This window comes from Streptomyces xiamenensis (assembly GCF_000993785.3).
Lineage (GTDB): Bacteria > Actinomycetota > Actinomycetes > Streptomycetales > Streptomycetaceae > Streptomyces > Streptomyces xiamenensis.
The window spans coordinates 4,231,461-4,257,575 of record NZ_CP009922.3 but is presented as its reverse complement, the minus strand read 5'-3'; the positions used below and the strand labels follow the sequence as shown (position 1 = coordinate 4,257,575).

23 protein-coding genes, 1 pseudogene and 1 riboswitch are annotated in these 26,115 nt (G+C 69.6%); of the genes and pseudogenes, 11 read left to right on the top strand and 13 right to left on the bottom strand.

Annotated features, from left to right (window positions below):
* Positions 1-81: 81 nt before the first annotated feature.
* The 7 genes and pseudogenes from SXIM_RS19770 to SXIM_RS28595 form a co-directional block, all read right to left on the bottom strand.
* Positions 82-1,575, bottom strand: a complete 1,494-nt coding sequence (locus tag SXIM_RS19770) for a sensor histidine kinase (RefSeq protein ID WP_046724789.1) — start codon at positions 1,573-1,575, stop codon at positions 82-84.
* Positions 1,576-2,122: 547 nt separating this feature from the next.
* On the bottom strand, positions 2,123-3,148 hold the full coding sequence (locus SXIM_RS19765; protein WP_046725797.1) for an SIS domain-containing protein: 1,026 nt from the start codon (positions 3,146-3,148) through the stop codon (positions 2,123-2,125).
* Between the two features lie 23 nt (positions 3,149-3,171).
* The gene (locus tag SXIM_RS19760) at positions 3,172-4,740 is read right to left on the bottom strand and encodes a glycoside hydrolase family 3 protein (RefSeq protein WP_046724788.1); all 1,569 of its coding nucleotides are present in this window, start codon (positions 4,738-4,740) and stop codon (positions 3,172-3,174) included.
* A gap of 8 nt (positions 4,741-4,748) precedes the next feature.
* Entirely contained in the window at positions 4,749-5,657 is a 909-nt protein-coding gene (locus SXIM_RS19755; protein ID WP_107047024.1) for a carbohydrate ABC transporter permease, read from the bottom strand.
* Positions 5,654-6,625, bottom strand: a complete 972-nt coding sequence (locus SXIM_RS19750; protein ID WP_030733361.1) for a carbohydrate ABC transporter permease — start codon at positions 6,623-6,625, stop codon at positions 5,654-5,656. Before SXIM_RS19750 ends, SXIM_RS19755 begins: the two co-directional genes overlap by 4 nt.
* A 47-nt stretch (positions 6,626-6,672) precedes the next feature.
* Positions 6,673-7,272, bottom strand: coding sequence for an extracellular solute-binding protein (locus SXIM_RS28600; RefSeq protein WP_281289057.1), 600 nt, complete (start codon positions 7,270-7,272; stop codon positions 6,673-6,675).
* An 89-nt stretch (positions 7,273-7,361) separates the two neighbouring features.
* Positions 7,362-7,820, bottom strand: a pseudogene (locus tag SXIM_RS28595) (extracellular solute-binding protein); the annotation flags it as partial.
* Between SXIM_RS28595 and SXIM_RS28230 the strand changes: the two are divergent.
* From SXIM_RS28230 to SXIM_RS19710, 8 genes are all read left to right on the top strand, one after another.
* Positions 7,780-7,956, top strand: coding sequence for a hypothetical protein (locus tag SXIM_RS28230; protein ID WP_246156997.1), 177 nt, complete (start codon positions 7,780-7,782; stop codon positions 7,954-7,956). The pseudogene SXIM_RS28595 and the gene SXIM_RS28230 overlap by 41 nt on opposite strands.
* 262 nt (positions 7,957-8,218) lie before the next feature.
* A complete protein-coding gene (locus SXIM_RS19740) occupies positions 8,219-9,028 on the top strand; it encodes a GntR family transcriptional regulator (RefSeq protein WP_030733356.1) in 810 nt (269 codons plus the stop codon).
* A 103-nt stretch (positions 9,029-9,131) separates the two neighbouring features.
* Entirely contained in the window at positions 9,132-11,390 is a 2,259-nt protein-coding gene (locus tag SXIM_RS19735; protein ID WP_376048843.1) for a carbon starvation CstA family protein, read from the top strand.
* A complete protein-coding gene (locus SXIM_RS19730; RefSeq protein WP_030733349.1) occupies positions 11,387-11,632 on the top strand; it encodes a YbdD/YjiX family protein in 246 nt (81 codons plus the stop codon). Before SXIM_RS19735 ends, SXIM_RS19730 begins: the two co-directional genes overlap by 4 nt.
* 82 nt (positions 11,633-11,714) lie before the next feature.
* Entirely contained in the window at positions 11,715-12,215 is a 501-nt protein-coding gene (locus tag SXIM_RS19725) for a GNAT family N-acetyltransferase (protein WP_046724787.1), read from the top strand.
* Between the two features lie 30 nt (positions 12,216-12,245).
* A riboswitch (cobalamin riboswitch) is annotated at positions 12,246-12,404 on the top strand.
* A 137-nt stretch (positions 12,405-12,541) separates the two neighbouring features.
* Positions 12,542-14,932: a ribonucleoside-diphosphate reductase subunit alpha gene (locus tag SXIM_RS19720; RefSeq protein ID WP_030733345.1), complete on the top strand. Its 2,391-nt coding sequence runs from the start codon at positions 12,542-12,544 to the stop codon at positions 14,930-14,932.
* Positions 14,932-15,954 carry a ribonucleotide-diphosphate reductase subunit beta gene (locus SXIM_RS19715; protein ID WP_174864329.1) on the top strand — a complete coding sequence of 341 codons (1,023 nt, stop codon included), beginning with the start codon at positions 14,932-14,934 and terminating at the stop codon, positions 15,952-15,954. The genes SXIM_RS19720 and SXIM_RS19715 overlap by 1 nt, the downstream gene beginning before the upstream one ends.
* 147 nt (positions 15,955-16,101) lie before the next feature.
* Positions 16,102-16,302, top strand: a complete 201-nt coding sequence (locus tag SXIM_RS19710) for a DUF397 domain-containing protein (RefSeq protein WP_107047023.1) — start codon at positions 16,102-16,104, stop codon at positions 16,300-16,302.
* Here the strand turns inward: SXIM_RS19710 and SXIM_RS19705 are convergent.
* Positions 16,282-17,496 (bottom strand): S8 family serine peptidase, encoded by a 1,215-nt coding sequence (locus SXIM_RS19705; protein ID WP_046724786.1) that lies wholly within the window; start codon positions 17,494-17,496, stop codon positions 16,282-16,284. The genes SXIM_RS19710 and SXIM_RS19705 overlap by 21 nt on opposite strands.
* Positions 17,493-18,920: a WXG100 family type VII secretion target gene (locus tag SXIM_RS19700; RefSeq protein WP_148236141.1), complete on the bottom strand. Its 1,428-nt coding sequence runs from the start codon at positions 18,918-18,920 to the stop codon at positions 17,493-17,495. Before SXIM_RS19700 ends, SXIM_RS19705 begins: the two co-directional genes overlap by 4 nt.
* A gap of 90 nt (positions 18,921-19,010) precedes the next feature.
* Here SXIM_RS19700 and SXIM_RS19695 point away from each other — a divergent pair, with 90 nt between their 5' ends.
* The 3 genes from SXIM_RS19695 to SXIM_RS19685 all read left to right on the top strand — a co-directional run bounded on the left by SXIM_RS19695 (position 19,011) and on the right by SXIM_RS19685 (position 22,174).
* On the top strand, positions 19,011-19,538 hold the full coding sequence (locus tag SXIM_RS19695; protein WP_053116259.1) for a hypothetical protein: 528 nt from the start codon (positions 19,011-19,013) through the stop codon (positions 19,536-19,538).
* Complete coding sequence (locus SXIM_RS19690; protein WP_148236140.1) at positions 19,525-21,606, top strand: DUF6571 family protein; 2,082 nt, start codon at positions 19,525-19,527, stop codon at positions 21,604-21,606. Before SXIM_RS19695 ends, SXIM_RS19690 begins: the two co-directional genes overlap by 14 nt.
* Before the next feature lie 211 nt (positions 21,607-21,817).
* Positions 21,818-22,174, top strand: a complete 357-nt coding sequence (locus SXIM_RS19685; protein WP_030733331.1) for a hypothetical protein — start codon at positions 21,818-21,820, stop codon at positions 22,172-22,174.
* A 53-nt stretch (positions 22,175-22,227) separates the two neighbouring features.
* On the opposite strand, the gene def is transcribed toward SXIM_RS19685, so the two are convergent.
* The 4 genes from def to SXIM_RS19665 all read right to left on the bottom strand — a co-directional run bounded on the left by def (position 22,228) and on the right by SXIM_RS19665 (position 25,960).
* Positions 22,228-22,851, bottom strand: coding sequence for a peptide deformylase (def, locus tag SXIM_RS19680; protein ID WP_030733328.1), 624 nt, complete (start codon positions 22,849-22,851; stop codon positions 22,228-22,230).
* 32 nt (positions 22,852-22,883) lie between these two features.
* Positions 22,884-23,864: a tetratricopeptide repeat protein gene (locus tag SXIM_RS19675; RefSeq protein WP_030733325.1), complete on the bottom strand. Its 981-nt coding sequence runs from the start codon at positions 23,862-23,864 to the stop codon at positions 22,884-22,886.
* 105 nt (positions 23,865-23,969) lie between these two features.
* Positions 23,970-24,674, bottom strand: a complete 705-nt coding sequence (locus SXIM_RS19670; protein ID WP_053116258.1) for an HD-GYP domain-containing protein — start codon at positions 24,672-24,674, stop codon at positions 23,970-23,972.
* The gene (locus SXIM_RS19665; protein ID WP_053116257.1) at positions 24,671-25,960 is read right to left on the bottom strand and encodes an HD-GYP domain-containing protein; all 1,290 of its coding nucleotides are present in this window, start codon (positions 25,958-25,960) and stop codon (positions 24,671-24,673) included. Before SXIM_RS19665 ends, SXIM_RS19670 begins: the two co-directional genes overlap by 4 nt.
* Positions 25,961-26,115 lie beyond the last annotated feature (155 nt).

The window sequence follows — 26,115 nt, the reverse complement described above, 5'->3', positions numbered from 1 at the left end:
GACCACTTCAGGTCCGGGGCTCGGGGCGTTCTCGGTGGGTGCGCGCCGGCACGGGGATGCGCCGGCGCACAGCCGGGCGGTTCAGCGTTTGTGCGACTCCACGGGGAGGTCGAGGACGGCGCGGGTGCCGCCGCCCTCGGCCGGGATCATGTCGAAACGACCGCCCAACTCCCCCTCCGCCAGGGTCCGGACGATCTGCAGCCCGAGGCTTCCGTCGGTGTGCGGATCGAACCCCTCCGGCAGACCACGGCCGTTGTCGGTCACCGTGACCAGCAGCCGGGCCGAGCCGCGGCGTACCTCCGTACGGGTGGCGCCGACCTCGATCCGGCCCGTCTCGCCGGGGCCGAAGGCATGCTCCAGGGCGTTCTGGAGGATCTCGGTCAGCACCATGGACAGCGGGGTGGCGGTCTCGGCGTCCAGGATGCCGAACCGGCCCTTGCGGCGTCCGGTGACCCGGCCGTCCGGGGACAGCTCGGCGACCATCGTGATCACCCGGTCGGCGATCTCGTCGAACTCCACCCGCTCGTCCAGGTTCTGCGAGAGGGTCTCGTGCACGATGGCGATGGAGCCGACCCGGCGCACCGCCTCGTCCAGGGCCGCCCGGGCGTTCTCGTCGCCGGTGGCGCCGATGCGGCGGGCCTGCAGGCGCAGCAGGGCGGCGACCGTCTGGAGGTTGTTCTTCACCCGGTGGTGGATCTCCCGGATGGTGGCGTCCTTGGTGATGAGCTCGCGTTCGCGGCGGCGCAGTTCGGTCACATCGCGCAGCAGTATGAGCGAACCGATGTGCTCGCCCTTGGGCTTGAGCGGGATGGCACGCAGCTGGACCACGCACTCGTTGCCCTCGATCTCGGTCTCCCGGGGGGCGTAGCCGCTGGCCAGCTTGACCAGGGACTCGTCCACCGGGCCCCGGGTGGGGGCGAGTTCGGCGGTGGTGGGCCCGAGCGGCAGGCCGACGAGGTCGGCGGCCAGGCCCAGGCGGTGGTAGGCGGAGAGCGCGTTGGGGCTGGCGTACTGCACGATGCCGTCCGCGTCCAGCCGCATGAAGCCGTCGCCGACCCGGGGGGCGCGGTCCATGCCCACCTGCTGGCCGGGGTAGGGGAAGGTGCCGCCGGCGATCATCTGGGCGAGGTCGGAGGCGCTCTGCAGATAGGTGAGTTCGAGGCGGCTGGGAGTGCGGACGGTAAGGAGGTTGGTGTTGCGGGCGATGACCCCCAGGACCCGGCCGTCGTGCCGCACCGGGATGGACTCGACCCGGACCGGGACCTCCTCGCGCCATTCGGGGTCGCCCTCGCGGACGATGCGGCCCTCGTCGTGCGCGAGGTCCAGCAGCGGGCGGCGGCCGCGCGGGACGAGGTGGCCGACCATGTCGTCCTGGTAGGAGGTGGGGCCGGTGTTGGGGCGCATCTGGGCGACGGAGACGTAGCGGGTGCCGTCCCGGGTGGGCAGCCACAGGACCAGGTCCGCGAAGGAGAGGTCCGAGAGCAGCTGCCATTCGGAGACCAGCAGATGCAGCCACTCGAGGTCGCGTTCCCCGAGATCGGTGTGCTGGTGGACGAGGTCGTTCATGGAGGGCACACGGGGAGCTTACCGGCGGGTGTCCGGATGGCGGGCGGCGCGCACCGCGTGGTGTGCGCCGCCGCGATCAAGAAACGTCGGTATACGGGCAGATGACGGCGGCGAGGAGAGGAAATGCGTTCAGAGCATGGACACCCGCGACACGTGCGGTCAGAATGGAGCGGACCGCAGCTTTTTCTGCCTCTGCCTTCCCCGCACAGGAGGGCAGACGCGAGGCCCCGGTGCTCTCTGCCCTGACGGCGCCCGGGTCCGCGATCGCTCCGGGCTGCGGTGCCGGGAGGGTTGAGGGTCCCTCTCAGGCGCCGCGGCCCTGGGTGCGAGACGCCTCGCGCGCCGGCCCCATCCGCCGTTACGGTTTCGGGTCGCCGGCGACCGGCCAGGCCCGCTGGGCCGCTTCGGCCACTGCCTCCAGCTCTTCCCTGCTCGCCCCTTCGCGTGCCTGCCGGCTCATGCCGATGACCACCGACCGCACGAACCGGGCCGGCCCGTCGGTGTCGGTGCCCGCGGGCAGCTCCCCGGCGGCGACGCCCTCCCGCAGACGGGCGGGTCAGCTCGTCTCGGTGACCTTCGCCAGGGCGCGCGGGGCATCGGGGTCCTGGCCACGGGCGAGGGTGATCTCGTGGGCGAGCATCTGGAGCGGGATGATCTCCAGGATGGGCTGGAGGTTCTCCGGCACCCCCTCGGTGGCCAGGGCGAAGCCGGCCGAGGCGGCGTCCACCTGGGGCTTGGGGCCGACCACCATCAGATCGGCGCCCCGGTCCCGCAGCCGGTCGAGCACCGGTTGCAGCGCCTGGCCGCCCTTGCCGTCGGTGACGATGGCGATCACCGGGGAGATGTTGTCGACCATGGCCAGCGGGCCGTGCAGCAGATCCGCCCCCGAGTAGGACAGGGCCGGGATGTAGCTGGTCTCCATCAGTTTCAGCGCGGCTTCCTTGGCCGTGGGATAGCCGTAGCCGCGTGAGGTGAGCACCATGCGCTCGGCGAAGCGGTAGCGGGCGGCGAGCGTGGTGATCTCGGCGCGGCGCTGGAGGATCCGCTCGGCGAGTTCGGGCAGCGCGGCGGCGGCAGCCGTCCCGTCGGCGTCGCGCAGCCCCTGCACCAGGAGATACAGCGCCAGCAGTTCGGCGGTGTAGGTCTTGGTGGCCGGCAGGGCCTGTTCGGGGCCGGCCAGCACATCGATGTGGAACTCGGAGGCGGCGGCCAGTGGGGAGGAGGGGTTGTTGGTCACCGCGAGGGTGATCGCCCCGGCCTCGCGGGCGGCGCGGGTGGAGGCGAGCAGGTCGGGTGAGCCGCCGGACTGGCTCACCGTGATGACCAGGACATCGGTCAGATCGGGGGTGGCCGCGTAGGCGGTCGTGGTGGACATGGAGGTGAGGCCGCAGGGCTTGCCCAGCTCGATCTCCAGGAGGTACTTGGCATAGAGCGCGGCGTGGTCGGAGGTGCCCCGGGCGGTCAGCAGGACGAAACGGGGGCGGCGGGCGGCGATCGCGCGGGCCGTCTCCCGGATGGCGGGGGCGCCCTCGGTCAGCAGGCGGCGCAGCACGTCGGGCTGCTGGGCCATTTCGCCGGCCATGATCCGGCCCGGCTGGTCACTGGTCACTGGTCGCGGTCCTCCCCCACCGGTACCCCGGCGATGACCTCGGCGGCGGCCCGGCCGCAGACGCGGGCGGCGCCGTGGGTGGCGATGTACAGGGCCCCGGCGGGCGGGGACTCGGGCACGCCCATCTCCACCACGGTGGTGTCGGGCCGGGCGGCGAGCAGTGCGGTCAGGGTGTCGGCCATCCACGGGTGCCGGTGGGCGTCGCGGACCACGGCGACCACCGGGTGCTCCCCCGCCTCCTCCAGGATGCCGGCGGCCAGGGCGGCGGGCCCGGCGGCCCGGGCCTGGTCGGCGGTGTGGTCGGCGGAGCGGGTGCCGGGCAGCAGCCGTTCCAGTTCGGTGGCCACGCCCCAGGGGGTGTGGTGGCCCACGGCGATGTTGGCGACGGGATGGAAGGAGGCCACGTAGGGGGCCAGGGTCGGCGGGGTGGGTGCGGGGCTGCCCTCGGGGCGGGTCAGCCGCAGGGCGCGGCGGGCCGCGGCCAGGCCGATGTCCTGGGCCGGGCCGGAGGGTCCGGCGGTGGCCTCGGCACGGGCCCGGGCGGTCCAGCGGCCCAGGGCGCGGACGCGTTCGGCGGCGTCGTGGAGCCGTTCCTCGGACAGTTCCCCATCCCGTACCGCCTGGATGATGGCGTCGCGCAGCCGCAGCACCTCGGCCTCGTCGGAGGGGGTGCCGCCCACGCAGATGGCGTCGGCCCCGGCGGCGACGGCGAGGGCGCAGCCGCGGGCCAGGCCGTGCACGGCTTCGATGGCCTTCATCTCGATGGCGTCCGAGTAGATGACGCCGTCGAAGCCGAGGCCGCCCTGTGTCTCGGGGGCGCGCAGCAGCCCGGCGAGCACGCTGGGGCTGAGGGTGCCGGGGCGGTCCGGGTCCAGGGCGGGCAGCAGGATGTGGGCGCTCATCACGCAGCGGGTGCCGGCGGCGATGGCGGCCTTGAAGGGCACCAGTTCGCGGGAGTGGAGGGTGTCGAGGTCGATGTCGATCCGCGGCATGGCCAGGTGGGAGTCGACGCTGGTGTTGCCGTGCCCGGGGAAGTGCTTGACGCAGGCGGCGACACCGGTGCTCTGGAGCCCTTCGACGAAGGCCACGGTGTGCCGGGCGACCAGGGCCGGGTCCTGGCCGAAGGAGCGGACCCCGATCACCGGGTTGCCGGGGTCGGTGTTGATGTCGGCCGACGGCGCCCAGTTGACGGAGATGCCGCACTCGGTGAGCCGGTGGCCGATGGCGGTGGCCACCGCGCGGGTGAGGTCGAGGTCATCGGCGGCGCCCAGGGCGAGGTTGCCGGGGAAGGAGGAGCCGCCGATCAGCTCCAGGCGGGTGACGTCGCCGGCCTCCTCGTCCGTGGCGACCAGCACCTCGGGGTTGGCGGCGCGCAGTTGTCCGGTGAGGGCGGCCAGCTGTTCCGTGCTCTGCACGTTGCGGCCGAAGATCCCGACCCCGGTCATGCCGTTCTCCAGCTGCCGCAGCAGCCAGTCCGGAGCCCGGGTGGTCCCGGCGAAGGTGGGCTGGAGAACGGCCAGAGCGTCCCGGGTGAGGGTGTCGGTGGCGTGGTGGGCGGTGGTCATCGCGGGTGCTATCCCTTCACGGCACCCGCGGACAGACCGCCGGTGACCCTTCGCTGGAGGATGACAAAGACGATCAGCACGGGGACGGTGAACAGGGAGGAGGCGGCCATGGTGGCGCCCCAGTCGTTGCCGAAGTTGGTCTGGAACTGGGTGAGCCACAGCGGCAGGGTGGCCATGTCGGGGGCCTTGTTGAGCACCAGGACCATGGCGTACTCGTTCCACGCCATGATGAATCCGAAGAGCGAGGTGGCCATCAGTCCGGGGGCCAGCAGCGGGAAGATGATCCGCAGGAACGCCTGGGTGCGGCTGCAGCCGTCGATCAGGGCCGCTTCCTCCAGTTCCTTGGGCACGGCGGCGATGAAGCCGCGCAGCGTCCAGATGGTGAAGGGCAGCGCCATCACGAAGTAGATGACGGTCAGGGTGACCAGGCTGTTGAGCGCCTGGGCGTCCCGGGCGTTCAGGTACATCACGATGATCAGGATTTCCCAGGGGGCCATCTGGGCCATCATCACCACGAGGACCATGCCGCGCCGGCCGCGGAAGTTCAGCCGGGCGATCGCGTAACTGGCGGCCAGCGCCACGAGCAGGGCCAGGAACACGGCGGCGAGCGTCACCACCAGGCTGTTGCGCACATAGGTCCAGAACAGGTCCACGCCGGTGGCGGTGGTGTAGTGCTCGAAGGTCGGGGTGAAGAAGAAGACCGGGTCCTTCACGAGCACCTGGGAGTTGCTCTTGAAGGAGGTGGAGAACATCCAGTACACCGGGAAGAGGAACACCACGGTGAGCATGAGGGCCACCGCGTTGAGCCCGGCCCGGCTCAGCCGCTTGGCGCGGCGGGCGCGGGCGGAGGCGTTGGCCCGTACCGCGGGGCGCCCGGCTGCCGGGGCCTGCGCGACTGCCTGGTCGGTGGCGGTCATGACTGCGGCTCCTTCTCCTGCTTGAGGATCAGGCGGAAGTAGAAGGACAGGGCGACCAGCAGGATGATCAGCGTGAGCACGGAGATGGCCGCCGCCGTGCCGTACTGGTTCTGGCCCATGCCCTCGATGTAGGCCATGACCGGCAGGGTCTCGGACTCCCGGCTGGGGCCGCCGGCGTTCAGCGCGTAGATCTGGGTGAACGCCTTGAAGACCCAGATGATCTCCAGGAAGGTGGTGATGAGGAAGAACGGACGCATGATCGGGGCCGTGATGGACCAGAAGATCCGGGGGCCCGAGGCGCCGTCCATGCGGGCCGCCTCGTAGATCTCACCGCTGATGGTGGTCAGTCCGGCGTAAAGGTTGAGCGCCACGAAGGGCACCGAGGCCCACACGATCAGCAGCGTGACGATGGCCAGCGTGGAGAAGCCGCTGCCGAACCAGTTGTGCTGCTCGTAGCCGGAGAAGCCCAGACTGCGCATCGCCCAGTTGGCCACCCCGAACTGAGTGTCGAACAGCCAGCGGAAGACGGTGGTGCTGGCGATCACCGGCATCGCCCAGGCCGCCACCAGGGCGATGGACAGCACCAGCCGCATGGGCTTGCCGAGCCGGTACAGCAGCATCCCGATGAGCGTGCCGATGGCCATGATCAGCACCACGTTGGCCGCCATGAAGACGAAGGTGCGCACCAGGGAGGCCCAGAAGCGCTCGTCCTCCAGGACCCGGCGGTAGTTCTCCAGGCCCGACCACTCGGTGGTGTGGGAGATCAGCTGGCGGCGGCCGAACTCCTGGAAGGAGATGAGGAGGTTGCGCACCAGGGCGTAACCGAGGATGCCCGCGATCGCCAGCACGGCGGGCGTGATGAGCAGATACGGCAGCCAGCCGCCGGGCGGCGCGAACCGCCGGCCGGTCCGGCCGGCGGTCTTCACCGCCGAGCCGGGACCGGGTTCCTCGGTGTCCACGGTCAACATGGTGTGTCTTTCCTCATCCTTCGCTGGGAGGGCCGCCGCCGGGCTGACTACTCGCGGTTGATGCGGGTGGTGATCTCCGCGTCGGCCGCCTCGGCGGCGGAGGCGTAGTCGTCACCGTTGAGCGACTTGGTCATCAGTTCCTTGATCGGATTGGGGACGGTCTCCACGTTGGCCCATCCGGTGGTCAGCGGCGGAAGAAAACCGACATCGGCGGAGGCGACCATGGCCTCGGCGAAGGAACCGGCCTCCGGGCTGGCGGTCACATCGGTGCGGTTGGGCACCACGCCGCCGTTCTGGGCGTCGACGAACTTCTGGGCCCACTCCTGGGAGGTGGCCAGGGTCAGCCACTCCTCGGCCGCCTCCGGGTTGCCGGCGCGCTGGTTGATCGCCAGGTTGGAACCGCCCAGGAAGACGTGGCCGAGCTGGTCGGCGGTCTTGCCGGGGACCGGGAAGTAGCCGAAGTCGGCCTCTCCCTTCGAGCCGTCCTCGCCCTCGATGGCGGTGATGGCTCCGTTCGCCTCCCAGCCCAGACCGATCCACGAGGCCACGTTGCCGCCCGGCACGACGTCGATGGACTGCTGGGGCGATGCCTCGTCGTTGTCCTTGGGCGAGTCCGAGAAGGACTGGAGCTCGGCGTAGAAGTCCATGCCGGCCTGGCCCTCGGGGTGTTCAGCGAGCCCTTCCAGGCGTCACCGTCCTCGACGGCGAAGCTCCCGCCCTCGTCCGCGATGAAGCCGCCCAGCACGTAGTAGCTCTGGCCGGGCAGGTAGATCGGCTCGGCGTCGGTGTTGTCCCGGATCGTCTCCAGGGCGGTGACCCACTCGTCCCGGGTGGTGGGGACCTCGGCGCCGGCCTCCTCCCAGATCTTCTTGTCGTAGATGACCACCCGGTTGGCGCCGTACCAGGGCACGGCGTACAGGATGTCGTCGACCTCGGCGGCGGCCAGCATGTTCTGGTTCCACGGCTGGTCGGCGAAGGCGTCCAGCTCGGCCAGGCCGCCGGTGTTGGCGTAGCCGACCGTCTGAGTGTTGCCGATCTCCATCACGTCCACCGTGCCGTCCTCGGAGAGGGCGGTGGTGAGGCGTTCCTGGATGCCGTCCCACTGCTGGATCTGAACATTGACCTTGACGCCGTGCTCGGCCTCGAACGCCTGATTGAGCTCGGTCACCCACGACTCGGGCGCGGATCCGTCCATCAGCCAAACGGTCAGGGAGTCGGACGAACCGCCCCCGCCGCTCGAACCGCTGCCGTCGTCGCCGGTGCCGCAGGCGGCCAGCGCGGCGGTCATCGCCGTCACCGATACGGCGGCCATCAGCGTGCGCTTCACGTGACCCTCCTCGGGGCATCCGCCCCTTGACACCCGTGCCGGGAGCGGTGGTTAGTAGTGAAGGAACAAGAGGTGTAGACCAGTTGCACGGAGCCTGGACTAGACCAAGGAGAGGTGTCAAGGGTCCACAAGCGGGCCTCGTCCGTCCGTTACCGGACCGACACCTGTCCGCCGACACCGCGTCTGTTCGGACCGTGCCACGATGTCAGCTGCGAAAAACGGAGGAGCCGGTGACAGCACCGCACCACTACGGGGAAGGACGGGCCATGGCGGGCGAAGGAAGCACGGCACCGGCCGCCGGAACCGAGGGCACCGACCGGAACCGTACCGCGCGGGTCCCCAAGTACTACCGGCTCAAGCGGCATCTGCTGCGGATGACCGAGACCCTGCCACCTGGCACCCCGGTGCCGCCGGAGCGATCCCTCGCGATCGAGTTCGACACCTCCCGCACCACCGTGCGCCAGGCCCTGCAGGAACTGGTCGTCGAGGGACGGCTGGAGCGCATCCAGGGCAAGGGCACCTTCGTGGCCAAGCCAAAGGTCTCCCAGGCGCTGCAACTCACCTCCTACACCGAGGACATGCGCGCCCAGGGCCTGGAACCCACCTCCCAGCTGCTCGACATCGGCTACGTCACCGCCGACGAACGGCTGTCCCGGCTGCTCGGCCTGCCCGAGGGCGGCCGGGTGCTGCGCATCGAGCGGCTGCGGCTGGCCAGCGGCGAGCCGATGGCGCTGGAGACCACCCACCTGTCCCAGGAGCGGTTCCCCGCGCTTCGCCGCTCCCTGGTGCGGTTCACCTCGCTGTACACGGCGCTGGCCGAGGTGTACGGGGTGCACCTGGCGCGCGCCGAGGAGACCATCGAGACCTCGCTGGCCAATCCGCGCGAGGCGGGGCTGCTGGGCACCGATGTGGGGCTGCCGATGCTGATGCTGTCGCGGCACTCCTTCGCCACGGACGGGGAGCCGGTGGAGTGGGTGCGCTCGGTCTACCGGGGCGACCGCTACAAGTTCGTGGCCAATCTGGAGCGGCCAGCACCGCCCTCCCCCGCCCCTCCGGCGGCATCGTCCGCGTCATGAGTTCATGATCACGACGCGATGAGTCGGTGAAGACGCTCCTCAATCCCGCACCGCCCCATGGTCATCCGGCCGCCGCTGCCCTAGATTCGCCCTCTGTCGGGCGATGACGACCGGCACGGCGGCGCAGGGAGGCACGACGGTGGTGCGACAACTACGGCAGGCACGACCCCGTACGGTCGTCATCTGGACCCTGGTGTCCGTGGTGGCCGCCTGTGGCTGGGCCATGCTGGCGCTCTCGCGCGGCGAGGAGGTGTCGGCGGCCTGGATGGTGGCGGCGGCGCTCGGCTCGTACGCCATCGGCTACCGGTTCTACTCGCGTTTCATCGCGCACCGGGCGCTGGGTGTCGACAAGCGGCGGGCCACTCCGGCGGAGCGGCACAACGACGGGCTCGACTACCACCCCACCGACCGCCGGGTGCTGCTGGGCCATCACTTCGCGGGCATCTCGGGCGCCGGCCCGCTGGTGGGTCCGGTGCTGGCCGCCCAGATGGGCTACCTGCCGGGCACCATCTGGATCGTGGTCGGGGTGATCTTCGCCGGCGCGGTGCAGGACATGGTGGTGCTGTTCGCCTCCACCCGGCGCGACGGCAAGTCGCTGGGCCAGATCGCGCGCGAGGAGATCGGCCCGGTGGGCGGCGTCGCGGCGGTGATCGCGATCTTCACGATCATGATCATTCTGCTGGCGGTCCTGGCCCTGGTGGTGCTGAACGCGCTCGCCGAGTCCGCGTGGGGCACCTTCTCGGTCGGGATGACGATTCCGATCGCGCTGTTCATGGGTTTCTACCTGCGCTATCTGCGGCCCGGAAAGGTCGCCGAGGTCACCGTCATCGGCGTCTCGCTGCTGATGTTCGTCATCGTGGCCGGCCGCTGGGTGGCGAATTCCTCGCTGGGCGAGACCTTCACCCTGGAGCCGGGCACCCTGGTGATCTGGCTGGCGGTGTACGGATTCGCCGCCTCCGTCGTCCCGGTGTGGCTGCTGCTGGTCCCACGGGACTATCTGTCGACCTTTATGAAGATCGGTACGATCGGGCTGCTGGCGGCGGCGATCATCATCACGCTGCCCGGCCTGAAGATGGACGCGATCACGGACTTCGCCTCCAACGGTGAGGGCCCGGTGTTCGCGGGCTCGCTGTTCCCCTTCGTCTTCATCACCATCGCCTGCGGTGCCCTCTCCGGATTCCACGCGCTGATCTCCTCGGGAACCACTCCGAAGATGATTCAGAAGGAGACCCAGGTACGCACCATCGGCTACGGCGCGATGCTGATGGAATCCTCCGTCGCGGTCATGGCGATCACCGCGGCCTGTGTGCTGGATCCGGGCATCTATTTCGCGATGAACGCCCCGCCGGCGGTCATCGGGGACACCGTCCAGTCGGCGTCCGAGATCATCACGTCGTGGGGATTCACCGTCACCCCGGACCAATTGACGGCGGCGGCCGCATCGGTGGAGGAGGGCTCACTGCTCTCCCGGACCGGAGGGGCGCCGACCCTGGCGCTCGGCCTCGCCGCGATTCTCGCCGACATCCTCGGCGGCGAAGCGATGATGTCCTTCTGGTATCACTTCGCGATCATGTTCGAGGCGCTCTTCATCCTCACCGCGATCGACGCCGGAACCCGGGTGGGCCGCTTCATTCTTCAGGACGCCATCGGTGGCATGCACCCGCGCCTGGCCAAATTCCGTTCCACCCACTGGTGGCCCGGGATCTGGATCACCGGAGCGCTGGTGGTCGGCCTGTGGGGCGGGCTGCTGTGGATCGGCGTGCACGATCCGCTCGGCGGCATCAACACCCTCTTCCCGGTCTTCGGTATCGCCAACCAGCTGCTGGCCGCCATCGCCCTGGCCATCTGCACGGTGCTGCTGGTCAAGGGCGGCCGCTCCCGCTACGCGTGGGTGACCGGGGTGCCGCTGGTGTGGATCTCGATCGTGACCCTGACCGCGAGCTGGCAGAAGGTGTTCTCCGGCGACCCGGCGGTGGGCTTCCTCGCCCGCCGCTCGCAGTACCAGGACGGAATCGACGCCGGACAACTGCTGCCGGGCGCCAAGGACATGTCCGACATGCAGACCATCGTGAACAACGCCACCATCACCGCCGCCATCACCGGGCTGCTGGCGGTCCTCGTCCTGGTGGTCTTCGCCGACGCCGCACGGATGATCCTCAAGGCGCTGCGCGACCCGGGCTCGGTCTCCCTCCAGGAGGCCCCGTTCGTGGAGTCCCGGCTGATCGCCCCCGCCGGGCTGATCGCCACCAAGGAGGAGAAGGCCGAACTGGTGGCCGCCGGGCTCGGGCCCGAGGGCGGCATCCCGGCCGTCAGGGACGGCGAGGCGGGCGGCGAGCGCACCCCCGAAGGGGCCAGGGAATGACCGCGACGGACGGTACGACCGGCGCGGTACGGACTACCACGGTGGCCCGTACCGCGCGCCGGGTCGGCGGCTGGCTGCGCTGGTACGTGCGCGAGGTCACCGGCGAGAGCGCGTACGACCGCTACACGGCCCGCGCCCGGGCCCAGGACCCGACGGTACGGGTTCTGAGCCGGCGCGAGTTCGAACGGATGCGGATGGACGCCAGGGCCTCCGAGCCGGGCGCCGGCGCCGGCTGCTGCTGAGGCGCGTCCGCCCGCCCCGGGACCCCTGGCCTCGGCCGATATTGCCGTACGGGACATCGAACAGCCGCCACATACTGACGGCATGGACACCATGATCAGAGCCGCCGAGCCCGACGAACTGACCGAGCTCGGCGAGATGACCGCCACCACCTACCTCGATGAGGGTTTGCTCACCTACGGAGCCGCCGATCCGTATCTGAAGGTGCTGCGCGACACCGCCCGGCGGGCCGCGCACACCCAGATCCTGGTGGCGGCGGACACCGACGGCACGCTGCTGGGCTCCGTCACCCTCGTCCTGGACGGCGGGCCCTACGTCGATGTCGCCGACGGCCCCGAGGAGGCCGAGTTCCGGATGCTGGTGGTGCGGAACGAGGCACGCGGCCGGGGGATCGGCGAGGCGCTGGTGCGGGAGTGTCTGAGCCGGGCGCGCCGGGCCGGGAAACGGCGTGTCGTCATCTCCAGTTCGTCGCAGATGCACACAGCGCACAGACTCTACGGGCGGCTCGGCTTCGTTCGGGCCCCGGAGCGCGACTGGGACCCGTTCCCGGGGGTCACACTTCACGTGTTCGCATGTGAGCTGTGACCGTAAGTATGACGACGAACACTACATATGGTGGTGCTCGCTTCCCTCGGCACTAGATGTATGCTCGTGCTCGCTGTCGTCGCAGGGGAATCCGGTGTGATTCCGGAACTGTCCCGCAACGGTATGTGATGGGCTGATTTCAGATGGTCCGTCATGAGTCCGAACACCTGCCGTCAGTATCGAGAACGTCCGGGCCTCGTGGGCTGGGCCGGCGGACGCTGCGCGGTATACGTCATGTGAGCCTTTGCCTTGCTACACGTATGCCCGCATGCGCCCGTCGTGCGTCGCCCCTGAAGGTGTCCCTGCGATATGAGGGAGAGCATCGCGTGACCATCGCACCCGTCGCCCCAGCGGAGCCGGCCTCAGCCGAACTGCTGCGCACCGTGAGCGACCTCACCGCCGATCTGCCCGCCACCGACCCCGCGCGGGTCACGGCGGCCGTGATCCGCGGCCGGCAGGCCGACTCCGACGCGGCCGAACTCCGCTCGCTCGCCATCGAGGCCGCCGCCGGCCTCATCGGCGAGGAGCCCGAGTACTCGCGGCTCGCCGCCCGATTGCTCACCCTCGCCGTGCGCGAGGAAGCCGCCGGGCAGGGCGCGGTCACCTTCTCCGACTCGATCGCCGCCGGGCAGCGCGAGGGCCTGATCGCCGACACCACCGCCGAGTTCGTCGAACTCCACGCGGAACGGCTGAACGCCCTGGTGGAGCAGGCGATCGCGGACGGCGCGGATGACCGGTTCGGCTACTTCGGGCTGCGCACCGTCGAGTCCCGCTACCTGCTGCGCCACCCGCACACCCGCAAGGTGATCGAGACCCCGCAGCACTTCCTGCTCCGGGTGGCCTGCGGCCTCGCCGAGGACCGCTCCGAGCGCGCCCTGGAAGAGGTGGCACGGCTGTACGGGCTGACCAGCTCGCTCGCCTACCTGCCGTCCTCCCCCACCCTGTTCAACTCCGGCACCCGGCACCCGCAGATGTCCTCCTGCTACCTGCTGGACTCGCCGCTGGACGAGCTGGACTCCATCTACGAGCGCTACCACCAGGTCGCGCGGCTCTCCAAGCACGCCGGCGGCATCGGCCTGTCCTACTCCCGCATCCGGGCCAGGGGCTCGCTCATCCGCGGCACCAACGGCAAGTCGAACGGCATCGTGCCGTTCCTGCGCACCCTGGACTCCTCGGTCGCCGCCGTCAACCAGGGCGGCCGGCGCAAGGGCGCGGCCTGCGTGTACCTGGAGAGCTGGCACGCCGACCTGGAGGAGTTCCTGGAGCTGCGGGACAACACCGGTGAAGAGGCGCGCCGCACCCACAACCTGAACCTGGCGCACTGGATCCCGGACGAGTTCATGCGCCGGGTGGAGGCCGACGCCGAGTGGTCGCTGTTCTCGCCGTCCGAGGTGCCCGAGCTGGTGGACCTGTGGGGCGACGCGTTCGACGCCGCCTACCGCAAGGCGGAGGCCGAGGGCCGCGCCGCCAAGCGGGTGCCCGCCCGGCAGCTGTACGCGCGGATGATGCGGACCCTGGCGCAGACCGGCAACGGCTGGATGACGTTCAAGGACGCCGCGAACCGTACCGCCAACCAGACGGCCGAGGCCGGCTCGATCGTGCACTCCTCGAACCTGTGCACCGAGATCATCGAGGTCACGGACGACGGCGAGACCGCCGTGTGCAACCTCGGCTCCATCAACCTGGCCGCGCACCTGGGCGCCGACGGTGACATGGACTGGGAGCGGATCGACGCCACCGTGCGCACGGCCGTGACCTTCCTGGACCGCGTGGTGGACATCAACTTCTACCCGACGAAGGAGGCCGCCGCCTCCAACAGCCGCTGGCGGCCGGTGGGCCTGGGCCTGATGGGCCTCCAGGACGTCTTCTTCCGGCTGCGCCTGCCCTTCGACTCCCCCGAGGCGAAGGCGCTGTCCACCCGGATCTCCGAGCGGATCATGCTGGCCGCCTACGAGACCTCCGCCGATCTGGCGGAGCGGCACGGCCCGTTCGAGAACTGGGAGAAGACCCGGACCGCGCGCGGCGTCCTGCACCCCGACCACTACGCCGACGCCCAGGTGACCTGGCCGGAGCGGTGGGAGGCGCTGCGTACCCGCATCGCCGGCACCGGCATGCGCAACTCGCTGCTGCTGGCGATCGCACCGACCGCCACCATCGCCTCGATCGCCGGCGTGTATGAGTGCATCGAGCCGCAGGTGTCGAACCTGTTCAAGCGCGAGACGCTCAGCGGCGAGTTCCTCCAGGTCAACACCTACCTGGTCGAGGAGCTGAAGCGGCTGGGGCTGTGGAACGAGGCGACCCGGGGCGCGCTGCGCGAGGCGAACGGCTCCATCGACGGGATCGCGTCGCTGCCGGCCGAGGTGCGCGACCTGTACCGCACGGCGTGGGAGCTGCCGCAGCGGGCGCTGATCGACATGGCGGCCGCCCGTACCCCCTTCATCGACCAGGCGCAGTCCCTGAACCTGTTCATGGCCTCGCCGACCATCGGCAAGCTCAGCTCGATGTACGCGTACGCGTGGAAGAGCGGTCTGAAGACCACGTACTACCTGCGGTCCCGCCCCGCCACCCGGATCGCGGCGTCGGCGCGCGGCGGCTCCGCCGCGGCCACCGCGCCCGCCCCCACCATCCCCGTGCAGCAGCAGCCGGCCGCCGTCACCGAAGCCGACGCCGTCGCCTGCTCCCTGGAGAACCCCGAGTCCTGCGAGGCATGCCAGTAATGACCACCGAGGCACAGAAGACGAAGAACCTGCTCGACCCGGGCTTCGAACTGACCCTGCGGCCGATGCGCTACCCGGACTTCTACGAGCGGTACCGGGACGCCATCAAGAACACCTGGACCGTGGAAGAGGTCGACCTCCACTCGGACGTCGCGGACCTGGCGAAGCTGTCGCCGGGCGAGCAGCACATGATCGGCCGGCTGGTGGCGTTCTTCGCAACGGGCGACTCGATCGTGGCCAACAACCTGGTGCTCACGCTCTACAAGCACATCAACTCCCCCGAGGCGCGGCTGTACCTGTCGCGGCAGCTGTTCGAGGAGGCGGTGCATGTCCAGTTCTATCTGACGCTGCTGGACACGTACCTGCCCGACCCGGACGACCGGGCCGAAGCCTTCGCGGCGGTCGAGAACATCCCGTCCATCCGGGAGAAGGCGCAGTTCTGCTTCCGCTGGATGGACTCGGTGGAGAACATCGACCGGCTGGAGAACCAGGCCGACCGCCGGCGCTTCCTGCTGAACCTGATCTGCTTCGCGGCCTGCATCGAAGGGCTGTTCTTCTACGGGGCGTTCGCCTACGTGTACTGGTTCCGCTCGCGCGGTCTGCTGCACGGCCTGGCGACGGGCACCAACTGGGTGTTCCGTGACGAGACCATGCACATGAACTTCGCGTTCGAGGTCGTCGACACGGTGCGCCGGGAGGAGCCCGAGCTCTTCGACGACGAGCTGGAGCGCCAGGTCACCGACATGCTGAAGGAGGCCGTCGAGGCGGAACTCCAGTTCGCGCGGGACCTGTGCGGCGACGGCCTGCCGGGCATGAACACCGAGTCGATGCGCCAGTACCTGGAGTGCGTCGCCGACCAGCGGCTGCTGCGGCTCGGGATCAAGCCGGTGTTCGGCTCGGAGAACCCGTTCGCGTTCATGGAGCTCCAGGACGTCCAGGAACTGACCAACTTCTTCGAGCGCCGGGCCTCCGCCTACCAGGTGGCGGTCGAGGGGAACGTGTCGTTCGACGACGACTTCTGATCCGGATACGAGAGCGCCGGACCGGCGCTTTCGTATACAAGAGGCCGTCTGGCGCTAATTGATCGCCGCACCACAAGACGGTTTGTGCTCGCTCCGGCTGCTCCTCTCGGATGAGGACTCATCTCATCATCCGAGAGGAGCAGACCCATGATGATCGTGCGATGGCACATCAGCAGCTACAGCAGCACGGGCAACAACTGCCTGGAACACGCCCCCCTGCCGACCGGCCTCCAGGCCGTACGCGACACGAAGGCGCGCACCTGCGCCACGTTGCTGCTGCCTGCGGCGTCCTGGCAGTCCTTCGTCACGGCCACCAGGACCGACTCCTTACGCCCCCGCGGACGCTGACCGCCGCCGGATCACCACCCATCCGGTCACGGCGACGACCAGGACGACGGCGGTGCCACCGAGGATCCACGGCAGCGGGCCGCTGTTCTCACCGGTGGCGGCGGCTTCCGCCTCGGGTCCGGGGGCGGGCTCGGCACCGTCCGCCGGACCGGTCTCGGCCTCCGGTTCGGGAGCGGGGGTGGCAGCAGGATCGAGGGCCGCTTCCCAGTCGCGGAAGATGGGCGGGCTGTCGGGGTCGCCGGGGTCGCCTTCCCCGTCGATGACGACGCGGTCGGGCCGGACGATGCCGTACCCGGTGTAGTCATCGCGTCGCTGGTCATCGGGGCGTTCGGCGGTGTTGAGCATCACGCGCAGGACCTGGTTCTTGGTCCAGTTCGGGTGCTGCGACCAGATCAGCGCGGCGGAGGCGGAAGCGAGAGCGGTGGCGGAACTGGTACCACCCTCCTCACGGATACAAGCCGGGCTGGCAGGACCATCGCAATGGCCAGGGACGTTGCCACCCGGGGCTGCAATGGCGACCTGAGAGCCGTGAGTCGAGTATCCCTCTCGCTCGCCATCACCGTTCACGGCTCCAACTCCCACGATTCCGTCGAGAGCCGCCGGGAACTTGGCCGTGTTGTAAGTGTCACCGTCGTTTCCGGTGCCGGCAAAGATCAAGACGCCTTGACGCGTTGCCTCAGCAATGGAATCACCCATGCTGGTGGCCGCAGTTCCGTTGTCCGTGGCTGCCAGCGATATGTTGATGATCTGGGCGCCCTCGGCCACCGCGAAGTCGATGGCCTCGGCCCAACGATCTCCTCCATCAAAATCAAGTTGATTGGTACTGGCGCGAATGGGGAGGATCTTTGCCCCCGGGGCCAACCCCTGTACTCCGTTCCCCCCTGATCCAGCGATCAAGGAAGCCATGTCGGTCCCGTGCCCGTCATCATCCGCGTGGGATCCCCTGGCATCTCTCATGACGTCGGTGCCGTCGAGGACTTGGCCTTGGAGTTCGGGGAGGGTCGGGTCGACGCCGGTGTCGATGACGGCGACAGTGATGCCTTCGCCGGTGGTGTGTTCCCAGATTTCTTCGACGCGGAGGGTGTCGAAGTACCAGGGGTGTTGGGGGGTGTCAGCTGCCTGGGCGGTGGGTGCGGTGGCGAGTAGGGCGGTGAGGGCAAGGGTGGTGGCGAGGGCCCGGCGGGTGGGGGTCATGGCTGCCTGTCGTCCTTGCTCTCGTTCTTCTTTTTCTTCTTCTTGCCGTTCTTCCTGCCCTGACCGGGCAGGCCGATCACACCGGTGGGTTTGGGCAGGGACCGCCCGCGCTCCCCACGGCCTGTGGGACGTCCGTCGACCTTCGCCTTCCCATACGTGGGACGCGGCGTGGTGTTGGGCTGGTCGTTCCTGGTCGGAGTGAGACGTGAGTTGGCGGCGTTCATACCGGGCTGGATCACCCCACCCGGAGGGATACGTGACGCCACCGTGGGTTTCGCGTTCGGTACCGGCTTGCCCCCGAGAAGGCCGTAGTTGTTCGCCCTGCCCCAGGGATTACCCCCACCCGGGCCACCACCTCCCGTAGACGGACGCCCCACGGGAGGCTGCTGACCACCCGGCATCCCAGGCCCGGCAGGGCGCCCCACCGGTGGCTGTGAACCCGGACCGGACGGCGGACCAAAGGGCCGCACCACAGGCGCCTCACCCGGACGCAGACCCGGGCCACGCACCAGCGGCACCTGACCCCCACCCCCACGCCCCTGACCGGGCTGGGCCGGTGACGGCCAGCCCGGCACCGGACCCACCACCGGCTGCTGTGGCGGACCGCCACCCACAGGACGCTCCACCACCACCGGCGGAGGAGACCCGGACGGAGCCACCGGAGGAACCCCACCATTCGGCACCACCCCCACCGAATCCAACGACGTCCCCACACGATCACCCTCAACGCCCAGGCCCGGCGCTGTAGGCGTCGTAGGAACCGCCAGGGACGCCTGTGACACATGCCCCGGCTCGGGGAAAGGCGTCTCCGGACGTGACGTCGGACCGGCCACCGGCGGCATGGACCGGTGCTTTTCGCCACCGTATGGCTGCCCGGTAAGGGATGGCTGATCAGGACCGACGATGCCTTCCCCCTCCAGGGGGACGAATCGAGGCTCGGGCAGAATCCTGATCGTCGTCGCCGCGACCTGGTACACCTGCCCCACCCGGGAGATGACACCGATCGCTTCCTGGCGCAGCTGCTCGTGCTCGCTCGTCGCGGCGGGACCCAGGTAGGCACCGAATGCCTGCTGCGAGGCGGAGTCCGGAAGCCCCGTGTCCGCAGGAACCGGCGGCATGCTGCTGACCGCCTCCTTCAGTGCCTGACCGGCTCCCTTCATCGCCTGGCCGATGACCTTCGTGTAGCTCTTGAAGTGGTCGGAATCCTGCTCGAAGCGGGTCACCCACTCCCGCAGCGCCGTCGCGGACTCGCCTTCCCACTCCAGGTTCCGCATGTGGTGGGCGACCGCCGCGCCCACCTGGGACACTGCCCGGGCTGCGTTCTGGAGCGTGTCCCCGCGCTGAATCAACGCGTCCGGGTTCGCCCCGGCCAGCAGCGCAGCGAGCTGTTCGTGCGACGCGTTCTCCAGGTCCTCGAATTGCATCGTCGGCCTTCCCCGTACCCCTCCCGGCCAAGTGCATACCAGAACAGGATACTTACCGCCTGCAGCGCCCGATCAACAGGTTGCTACCGTGTGCATCCGGACACCAACAAGCGGGGGGTCATGTCCATTCCAGAAGACTCCGTGTCGACCCGGCTGAACAGCACGGTGGTGCCGGACGGTGAAACCATGCAGGACTGGGATCAGCCACAGGCGGACCTGGTGGTCGATCCCGAGGAGTTGCGGGCCATGGGCGAGGACGCCCACGCGCTGTCCCGCATTCTGACGGCCGGCCCCCAGGCCTCCGGCACCACCTACTCCGCCGCCGCGGCGCTCAGCAACGACGGATTCGCCACCGGCTCCGCGCTGCACAACACCATGGCGCGCTTCTTCCGGCAGTCGATGAATCTGCACAACGACTGTGTGCGCGTCGGAGATCATCTCACCGGCACCAGCACGGCACATGCCACCCTTGAGGAAGACATCTCGACCCAGCTCCGGTCGGCCACCCAGGACCTGCAGTATCCGGGCACTCCGTCGATCGTTGCTCTCGCCGATGTCCAGCCCACGGAGATCGCCGGCGTATGGGGCGGCGAAGGCGGTGCCGATGCCCGGGTATGAGCAGTTGAACAACGTCGACTTCCGCTCGCTGGACGCGGCGATCGAGGACTGGCGGCAGACGAAGGGGGACCTGGACGCGCTGGCCGCCGAGGCGGCCCAGGGGCTGCTGTCCAAGATCGAGGCATCACAGTGGAGGGGCGAGAACGCCACCGTCAGCCGGGAGTTCATCATCCGCGCCGGCTCCGAGTTCGAGTACGCCCATCAGCAGGCCCAGGCCGTTTTCACGATTCTCACGGACTTCCGCGCCGTCCTGGCGGCTCACCAGCGGTCTCTTCAGGAACTCGCGCAAGAGGCGAGGCAGCAGGGTCTGTACGTCCAGGCCAACGGCACGGTCATCGAGCAGCCGGACGGACCGTACAGCGACCTGGGCCTGGAGCAGTCCGGCCCGTTGCTCGGCCCCGGGACCTCCTCCCGCCAGGCTGACATCGACCACTTCGCCGCCCGGATCCAGGCCGTGCTGGCCGAGGCGGCCACACAGGACGAGACCACCGCTCGCGCGCTGCGCGAGAACATCGGTGAAGAACGGGAACACTTCGCCCCCGTCACGGCGGAGAGCCTGTTCGACGGTGCACGGGCCCAGGGCATAGCGGATGCCCAGGAGTATCTGGACCTCATCGAGTCGGAGGCGTACAACACCCAGGAGGGCATCGACCGTCTCAACGAACTGGCGGCGGCCCAGAGCCACAATGAGCACTTCGCCACCTATCTCGCGACGGGTCTCGGGGCGGAGGGAACGCTGGAGTTCTGGGCGGACGTGCTGGACGGCCCCGAATCCGGCGAGGTCAGTGACGCCTACCGGGAGTCGGTGCTCCAACTCCGGGAGAACCTTGGCGTGACGTTCGGCACCGCGTCGGAAAGTCATCGCGATGGGATGGATGCGTGGCGGAACGACATGATCGCTCTGGGATCCGAGCGGATCGGCACCGGCGCCGCCATGAATCCTTACGGGTTCCAGATCATGAGTGATCTCATGATGCACGGAAACTACAACAAGGACTGGCTGGTCGACTACGGTGCCGGCCTGGTGAATGCCGAGCAGGAAATGGCCTTTGACACGGCGCAGTTCTGGGCCAATGCGGCACCCGTCGAGGAGTATCGCCGGGTCATCGGTGATGAGTACCGCGCTGACCCGTTCACAGGCTTCATGCGCGCCCTGGGCAACAATCCGGACGCGGCGACCGCGTTTGTCCTGACTGAGGAACCGCAGGACTACGCCGAGTACATCGTCACGGTGCGGGAGACTCCGAGGACTGACGGGGACGCTGTCCACGAGGAGACCGGTCAGGCCCTGTTCGCCGCCGCCACCGGTATCAACCCGCATGATCCGGCCGCCCTGTACGTCGAACACACCGCCGACCACGACGCGGCCCGCGACCGCGTACTCGCACTGGGCTCCGGCCTCGGCGACGACTTCCCGCCGGAGTTCCGCTCCCCCATGGCCAAGATGCTGGTCAACCATGGGGACGCCGTCATCGACACAGCCGGAACCCAGTGGGAGCACCCGCCCCTGGACGACCGCCACCTGTCGAATGTGGCTACTCAGATATCCCGCGATCAGGAATCTTACGGGTACTTGAGCGAAGGGATCAATTACCTTCTCGCTGACTCCTTCGCTGACACCGAGACCACCTTCGGGCAAGAACTGAGCCCCAGTGACACTCTCAACCGCGCGGGACAGACCTTGGGATTTCTTGAGCAGGCACGATACGACGCACTGGTCGGCGAGAGAGCCGACGAGGAATCACAGGCCGTTTGGGACGCTCGGTGGCAGTACCATGCGGTCGGCTCGCTGGCGAATTTCATTCCGCAGGCCGGCGACCTGACGCAGCGCGGAGTGGATGTCTATACACAGGCGTGGCTGGACGATGAAATGAATAGAATTGGCGATAAATACTCCGAAGAGGAATACGATCTTTCGAAAGTGAGAAAGAGTCAGCTGGGGGCCCTTTCGGACGCTTGGTACGAAGTGCATCGCGATTGGGCCGATGCAACGACTGGATACGACACGGTACTCGGACGCAGAACACAGATAGCCGGAGATGCGATGTTGGGCGGGCACTCCAAGTAGGAGCTGCCACAGAGAGACAGGGCGAGATCACATGAGAACCTCTTGGCGCACGCCCCTGTGCATGCTTCTCACTTCCAGTGCACTTCTCTTCGGGTGCAGTGGGGGGCCACCGGAGCAGAACTACAGAGTCCCTGACAATGCCTGCGGAATATCCGTGGATCGATCCGTCTTCAAAGGTCTCCTACCTCCCGGGGAGGAATATTCTGAAGATGTGGACGAATCCATTGAGGGAATTCACCAGTGCACGCTCATCGTCGATTCCGAGGCGACCGCCTATTTCGACATATACATGCTGTCGCATCTTGAGTCCCCACGCAGGCCGGACAAGGCGACGACCTTCCTCAAAGAAGCAGACTTCGAGGGAGAATTCCTGGTCTGGGAAAAAGGTGCCGGGATTTCCTTCCGGTGTGCAGCGGACGAGGACAACATCTACGCTTACCCGAGAATATCCATCAGGTTCTCCCACGCGCCGATAACAGACGACGAGGAACGTCGGGACGCCATCGAAGCCTTCGCCCGCAGCTACGTCGAAGGCGTCAAGGAGTACCAGCAGTGTGACTACGTCTGAGGGGCGGACCGGGGGGCGGTCCGCCCCTCAGGGGTGCGCTGGGTGGCGGGAGGTCAGGCGTTGGGGACCGTCTCGTAGCGGGGGGTCCCCTCCTCCATCATCTTCAGGGCCTTCTTCCGCTCCCGCTTGGAGAGGCGGTCGATGTACAGGCGGCCGTACAGGTGGTCCGTCTCGTGCTGGAGGCAGCGCGCGAAGTAGCCGGTGCCCTGGACGCGGATCGGCTCGCCCGCCGCGTTCTGGCCGGTGACCACCGCGTAGTCGGGGCGGGCCAGCTCCGCGTAGGCGGTCGGGACGGACAGGCAGCCCTCGTTGTTGTCGTCCAGCACCCGCGACTCGGCCGGCAGTTCCTCCAGGACGGGGTTGCACACCACCCCGACGTGCCGCACGCCCTCGTCGTCGTGGCAGTCGTACACGAACACCTTCAGATCGACACCGATCTGGTTCGCCGCGAGACCGACACCCTCCGCAGCCCGCTGGCTGGCGAACATGTCGTCGATCAGCGCCGCGAGACCGTCGTCGAACTCGGTGACGTTCCGGCACTCGGAGTGCAGTACGGGGTTCCCGACGACCGTGATGGGGCGGGCGGTGCCGCGCGCCCGGTACGCCTGCTCCCGCTCCTCGCAGTCCTGCGTGTCATCGATGAACTCATCCACACGCTGATCGATCTCTTGCGTCATGTCTTACAGCTTACGGTCCGATCCGGACAGCCTCAGCAGACCTCTTCCAGGTCCCGCCATTCCCGGGTGTCCGGGCTGTCCGCGACCCAGCCGTCCAGCAGGCCGCGCACCAGTGGCTCGGGGGCCGCCAGGCCGCACTCGCGCTCCGGGGTCCACAGGCCGTCCGGGGCCACGTGCCCCAGCGGCCCGGGGCTGCCCGGCACGCTGTGGTCGTGCGGGTCGTGCCGCACCGCTCCGTCTCCGTCCTCGGTGGGCATCCGCGACTCGGAGCAGGCCCGGCACAGCAGCCGCACCGAGGAGGACCAGTCCTCCGCCGCGTACCCGGCGTCCGCGGCCAGCCGCTCCAGGGCGTCCCGGTCCCGCGCCGAGGCGGCCTCGATCAGCACCACCCAGGTGGGGATCGCCGAGGGCGCCCACAGCTCTATCTCGTCGAAGACCGGGAACACCGCGTCACCGGTGCTGCGCTCCCCGTGCGGGACGCCGTCGTGCAGCACGACCTCGCCCCAGCGCCGCCCGGAGGACGGCAGCGGGATGTTCTGCACCTCGATCCGCGCCGGGTCCAGCCGCCGGCCCCACACCACCTCGGCCTCGCCCTCGGGGGACAGCCGTACGGCCGCCCCGCCCAGGTCCATGCCCAGCGGTTCGTCGGCGACGGTGCCCGCGCCGGGGACGGCGAGCCCGTACGCCTGCCACGCCCGGCGGGCCAGTGGCCAGTCCTGGAGGGCGGTGGCGGCGATGCCGACGTTCCACCAGTCCGGGGCCCCGGTGTCCCGCTCCAGCAGCGCGACGGCCCGCAGCCCGGCGGAGCGCGCCTGTTCCCAGTCGTGCCGGAACTTGTGCAGCAGCGCCAGGTTGAACCAGGACTCGGACAGCCATGGCTCCAGGTCGGCGGCGCGGGTGAGGAGCGCGCCGGCGTCCTCGTAACGGCCGTCGTCGATGAGGGTGAAAGCCCGGTTGGTGGCCAGCCGCCAGTCGGTGGACGGCCGCTGCCGGACCCTGCCGAAGATCCTCACGATGTCCTGCCCGATTCCCGCTTCGTGGTGTGCACGTCGTCGTTCTCCTGTCCGCCCTAGGCCGCATCCAACCATGCACGGGCCAAGGCCTGCTCACAGCATGGGTCAGCCGACCGTCCCGCGCGAGACGATCTGTTGCAGGGCCCGGACGACCTCGGGGTCGTACTCCGTGCCCGTATCGCGTTCCAGCGCGCTCAGGGCCTGCCCCGGGCCGGGGCGGTCCGGGGGGCTCAGATCGGCGTACGCGTTGGCCGTGCGCACGATGCGGGCCGCTATCGGCTGGTCCCGGTACGGCTCGGCCTGCAGCTCCAGGGTGTGCGCGATGGCCTCGCCCGCCCCGGCCTCGCGGGCCACCCCCGCCCCCAGCGCGGCGATGGCGCGGCGCCGGGCGGCCGGCAGGGCGGTGGTGGCTCCGTCGGGCAGTGGTTCGAAGAGGGAGAGCTGTCCGATGTCATGGAGCAGGGCGGCGTACTCCAGTGCGGTGAGTTCACGGCCGGGCAGCCGCAGCGCGCGGCCGGTGGCGCGGGCGAGCGCGGCGACCCGCTGGGCGTGGCCGGGCGGGGTGTAGCCGGCGACCTCGGTGGCGAGGGCCAGCGCGGTGACCGTCTGGCGGTAGGTGGCGCGGACCACCGCGTAGCGGCGGAAGACGAGGGTGGTCAGCAGCAGCGGCACGCAGGAGATCGGGAGTGCCCACCAGTGCAGGTACGCGGCGCCCAGGGCCAGCGCGATGACGCCGCCCGCCACGGCCGCGGCCAGGGCGGTGGCGGCGGGCGGGTCGGCGCGCAGCAGCCGTAACGCCGTCCCGTTCATGTGCGCGCGCCCGGCTGCTCGTCGGGTACCTGCCGGTCGGCACTGGACCGGGTGGCGGGGATGTCCCGGCTCGTCGCCTCGGGCGCCGGGGGCTCGGTGTACGGCCAGCCGTACCGTTCCAGGGCGGTGTCCAGGGCCGCCACCATCCGCGGGTCGAACTGGGTGCCGGCGCAGCGGCGCAGTTCGGCGAGGGCCTCGGGCACCGGGCGGGCGCGCCGGTAGCTGCGGGTGGAGGTCATGGCGTCGAAGGCGTCGGCGACCGCCACGACCCGGGCGGCCTCGGGGATCCGCGGGCCCGCGAGCCCGGCCGGGTAGCCACTGCCGTCGTAGCTCTCGTGGTGGTGGAGGGCGGCGTCCACGGCTTCGCCCAGGACGCGGATGCCGCGCACGATCTGGTACCCGTACTCGGGGTGCCGGCGGATCTGGTGCCACTCCTCGTCGCTGAGCGGGCCCTCCTTGCGCAGGGTACGGGTGGGCACGGCGAGTTTGCCGATGTCGTGCAGGGCGCCCGCGGTGCGCAGGGCGTGGACACGCTCCGTGTCCAGGCCGAGTTCGCGGGCGATGAGGGCGGCGGCGTGGCCGACGCGTTCGCTGTGGCCGCGGGTGTAGCGGTCCTTGAGGTCGACGGCCTGGACGAGCGCGGCGACGGTGGCGCGATGCGCGGCGTCCAGTTGCCGGGAGCGGGCCATGATCCAGCAGCAGATGTAGCCGGGGGCCAGCACGGGGAGCGCGCCGAGCAGTCCGGGCCCGGGGACGGCGTGCCACAGGGTGGCGGCGAGCAGCCCGAGCAGACCGTAGGGCAGGTGCCCGAGCAGGACGGCGGCGGCGCTGCGGCTGCCGCCCAGCGCCCGGTCGGCGGCGGCGCAGGTGAGCACGGCGATGAGGGCGGGCAGCAGCGTGATGGTCAGCGGCGCGGCGGCGGGCTGCGCGTGCCCGGGGTCGGCACCGGTGGCGGGCAGCGCGTCGCCGAGCAGCCCTTCGGTGAGCAGCCGGAAGCAGTACGCGGCGGCCGCGGCGGTGACCATGAGGCGGATGGCGTGCCGGGTCCTGCCCTCGGCGGGGCGGGGGCCGAGCAGGGCGCCGGGCAGCGGGGCGAGCGCGGCCAGACCGGGGGGCAGCAGGAACACGCCGGTGAACAGCAGTGCCCCGTAGGCGCCGGTCTCCCGTGGTACGCGGTGGCCCAGGAAGCGGCAGCGGGGCAGGTAGGCGCACAGGGCGCCGAGCAGGGCGAGCGGAAGGAACTGGGTCCACGGCAGGGCCGCGACGGCCTCCCCGAATTCCCGCATGGTGATCCTCCTCCCCTGGGTGTCCCGGGGAGGATAGAGCGCGCGCCGGAGGACGCGGGGGGAGTTTGCGGGTCAGTCCTGGCAGAACGCCGCCATACTCACCCGATCGAGTGAAAGGGGGGTGAAGGAAGTGAAAGTAGGGCGGAGGGCGCGAG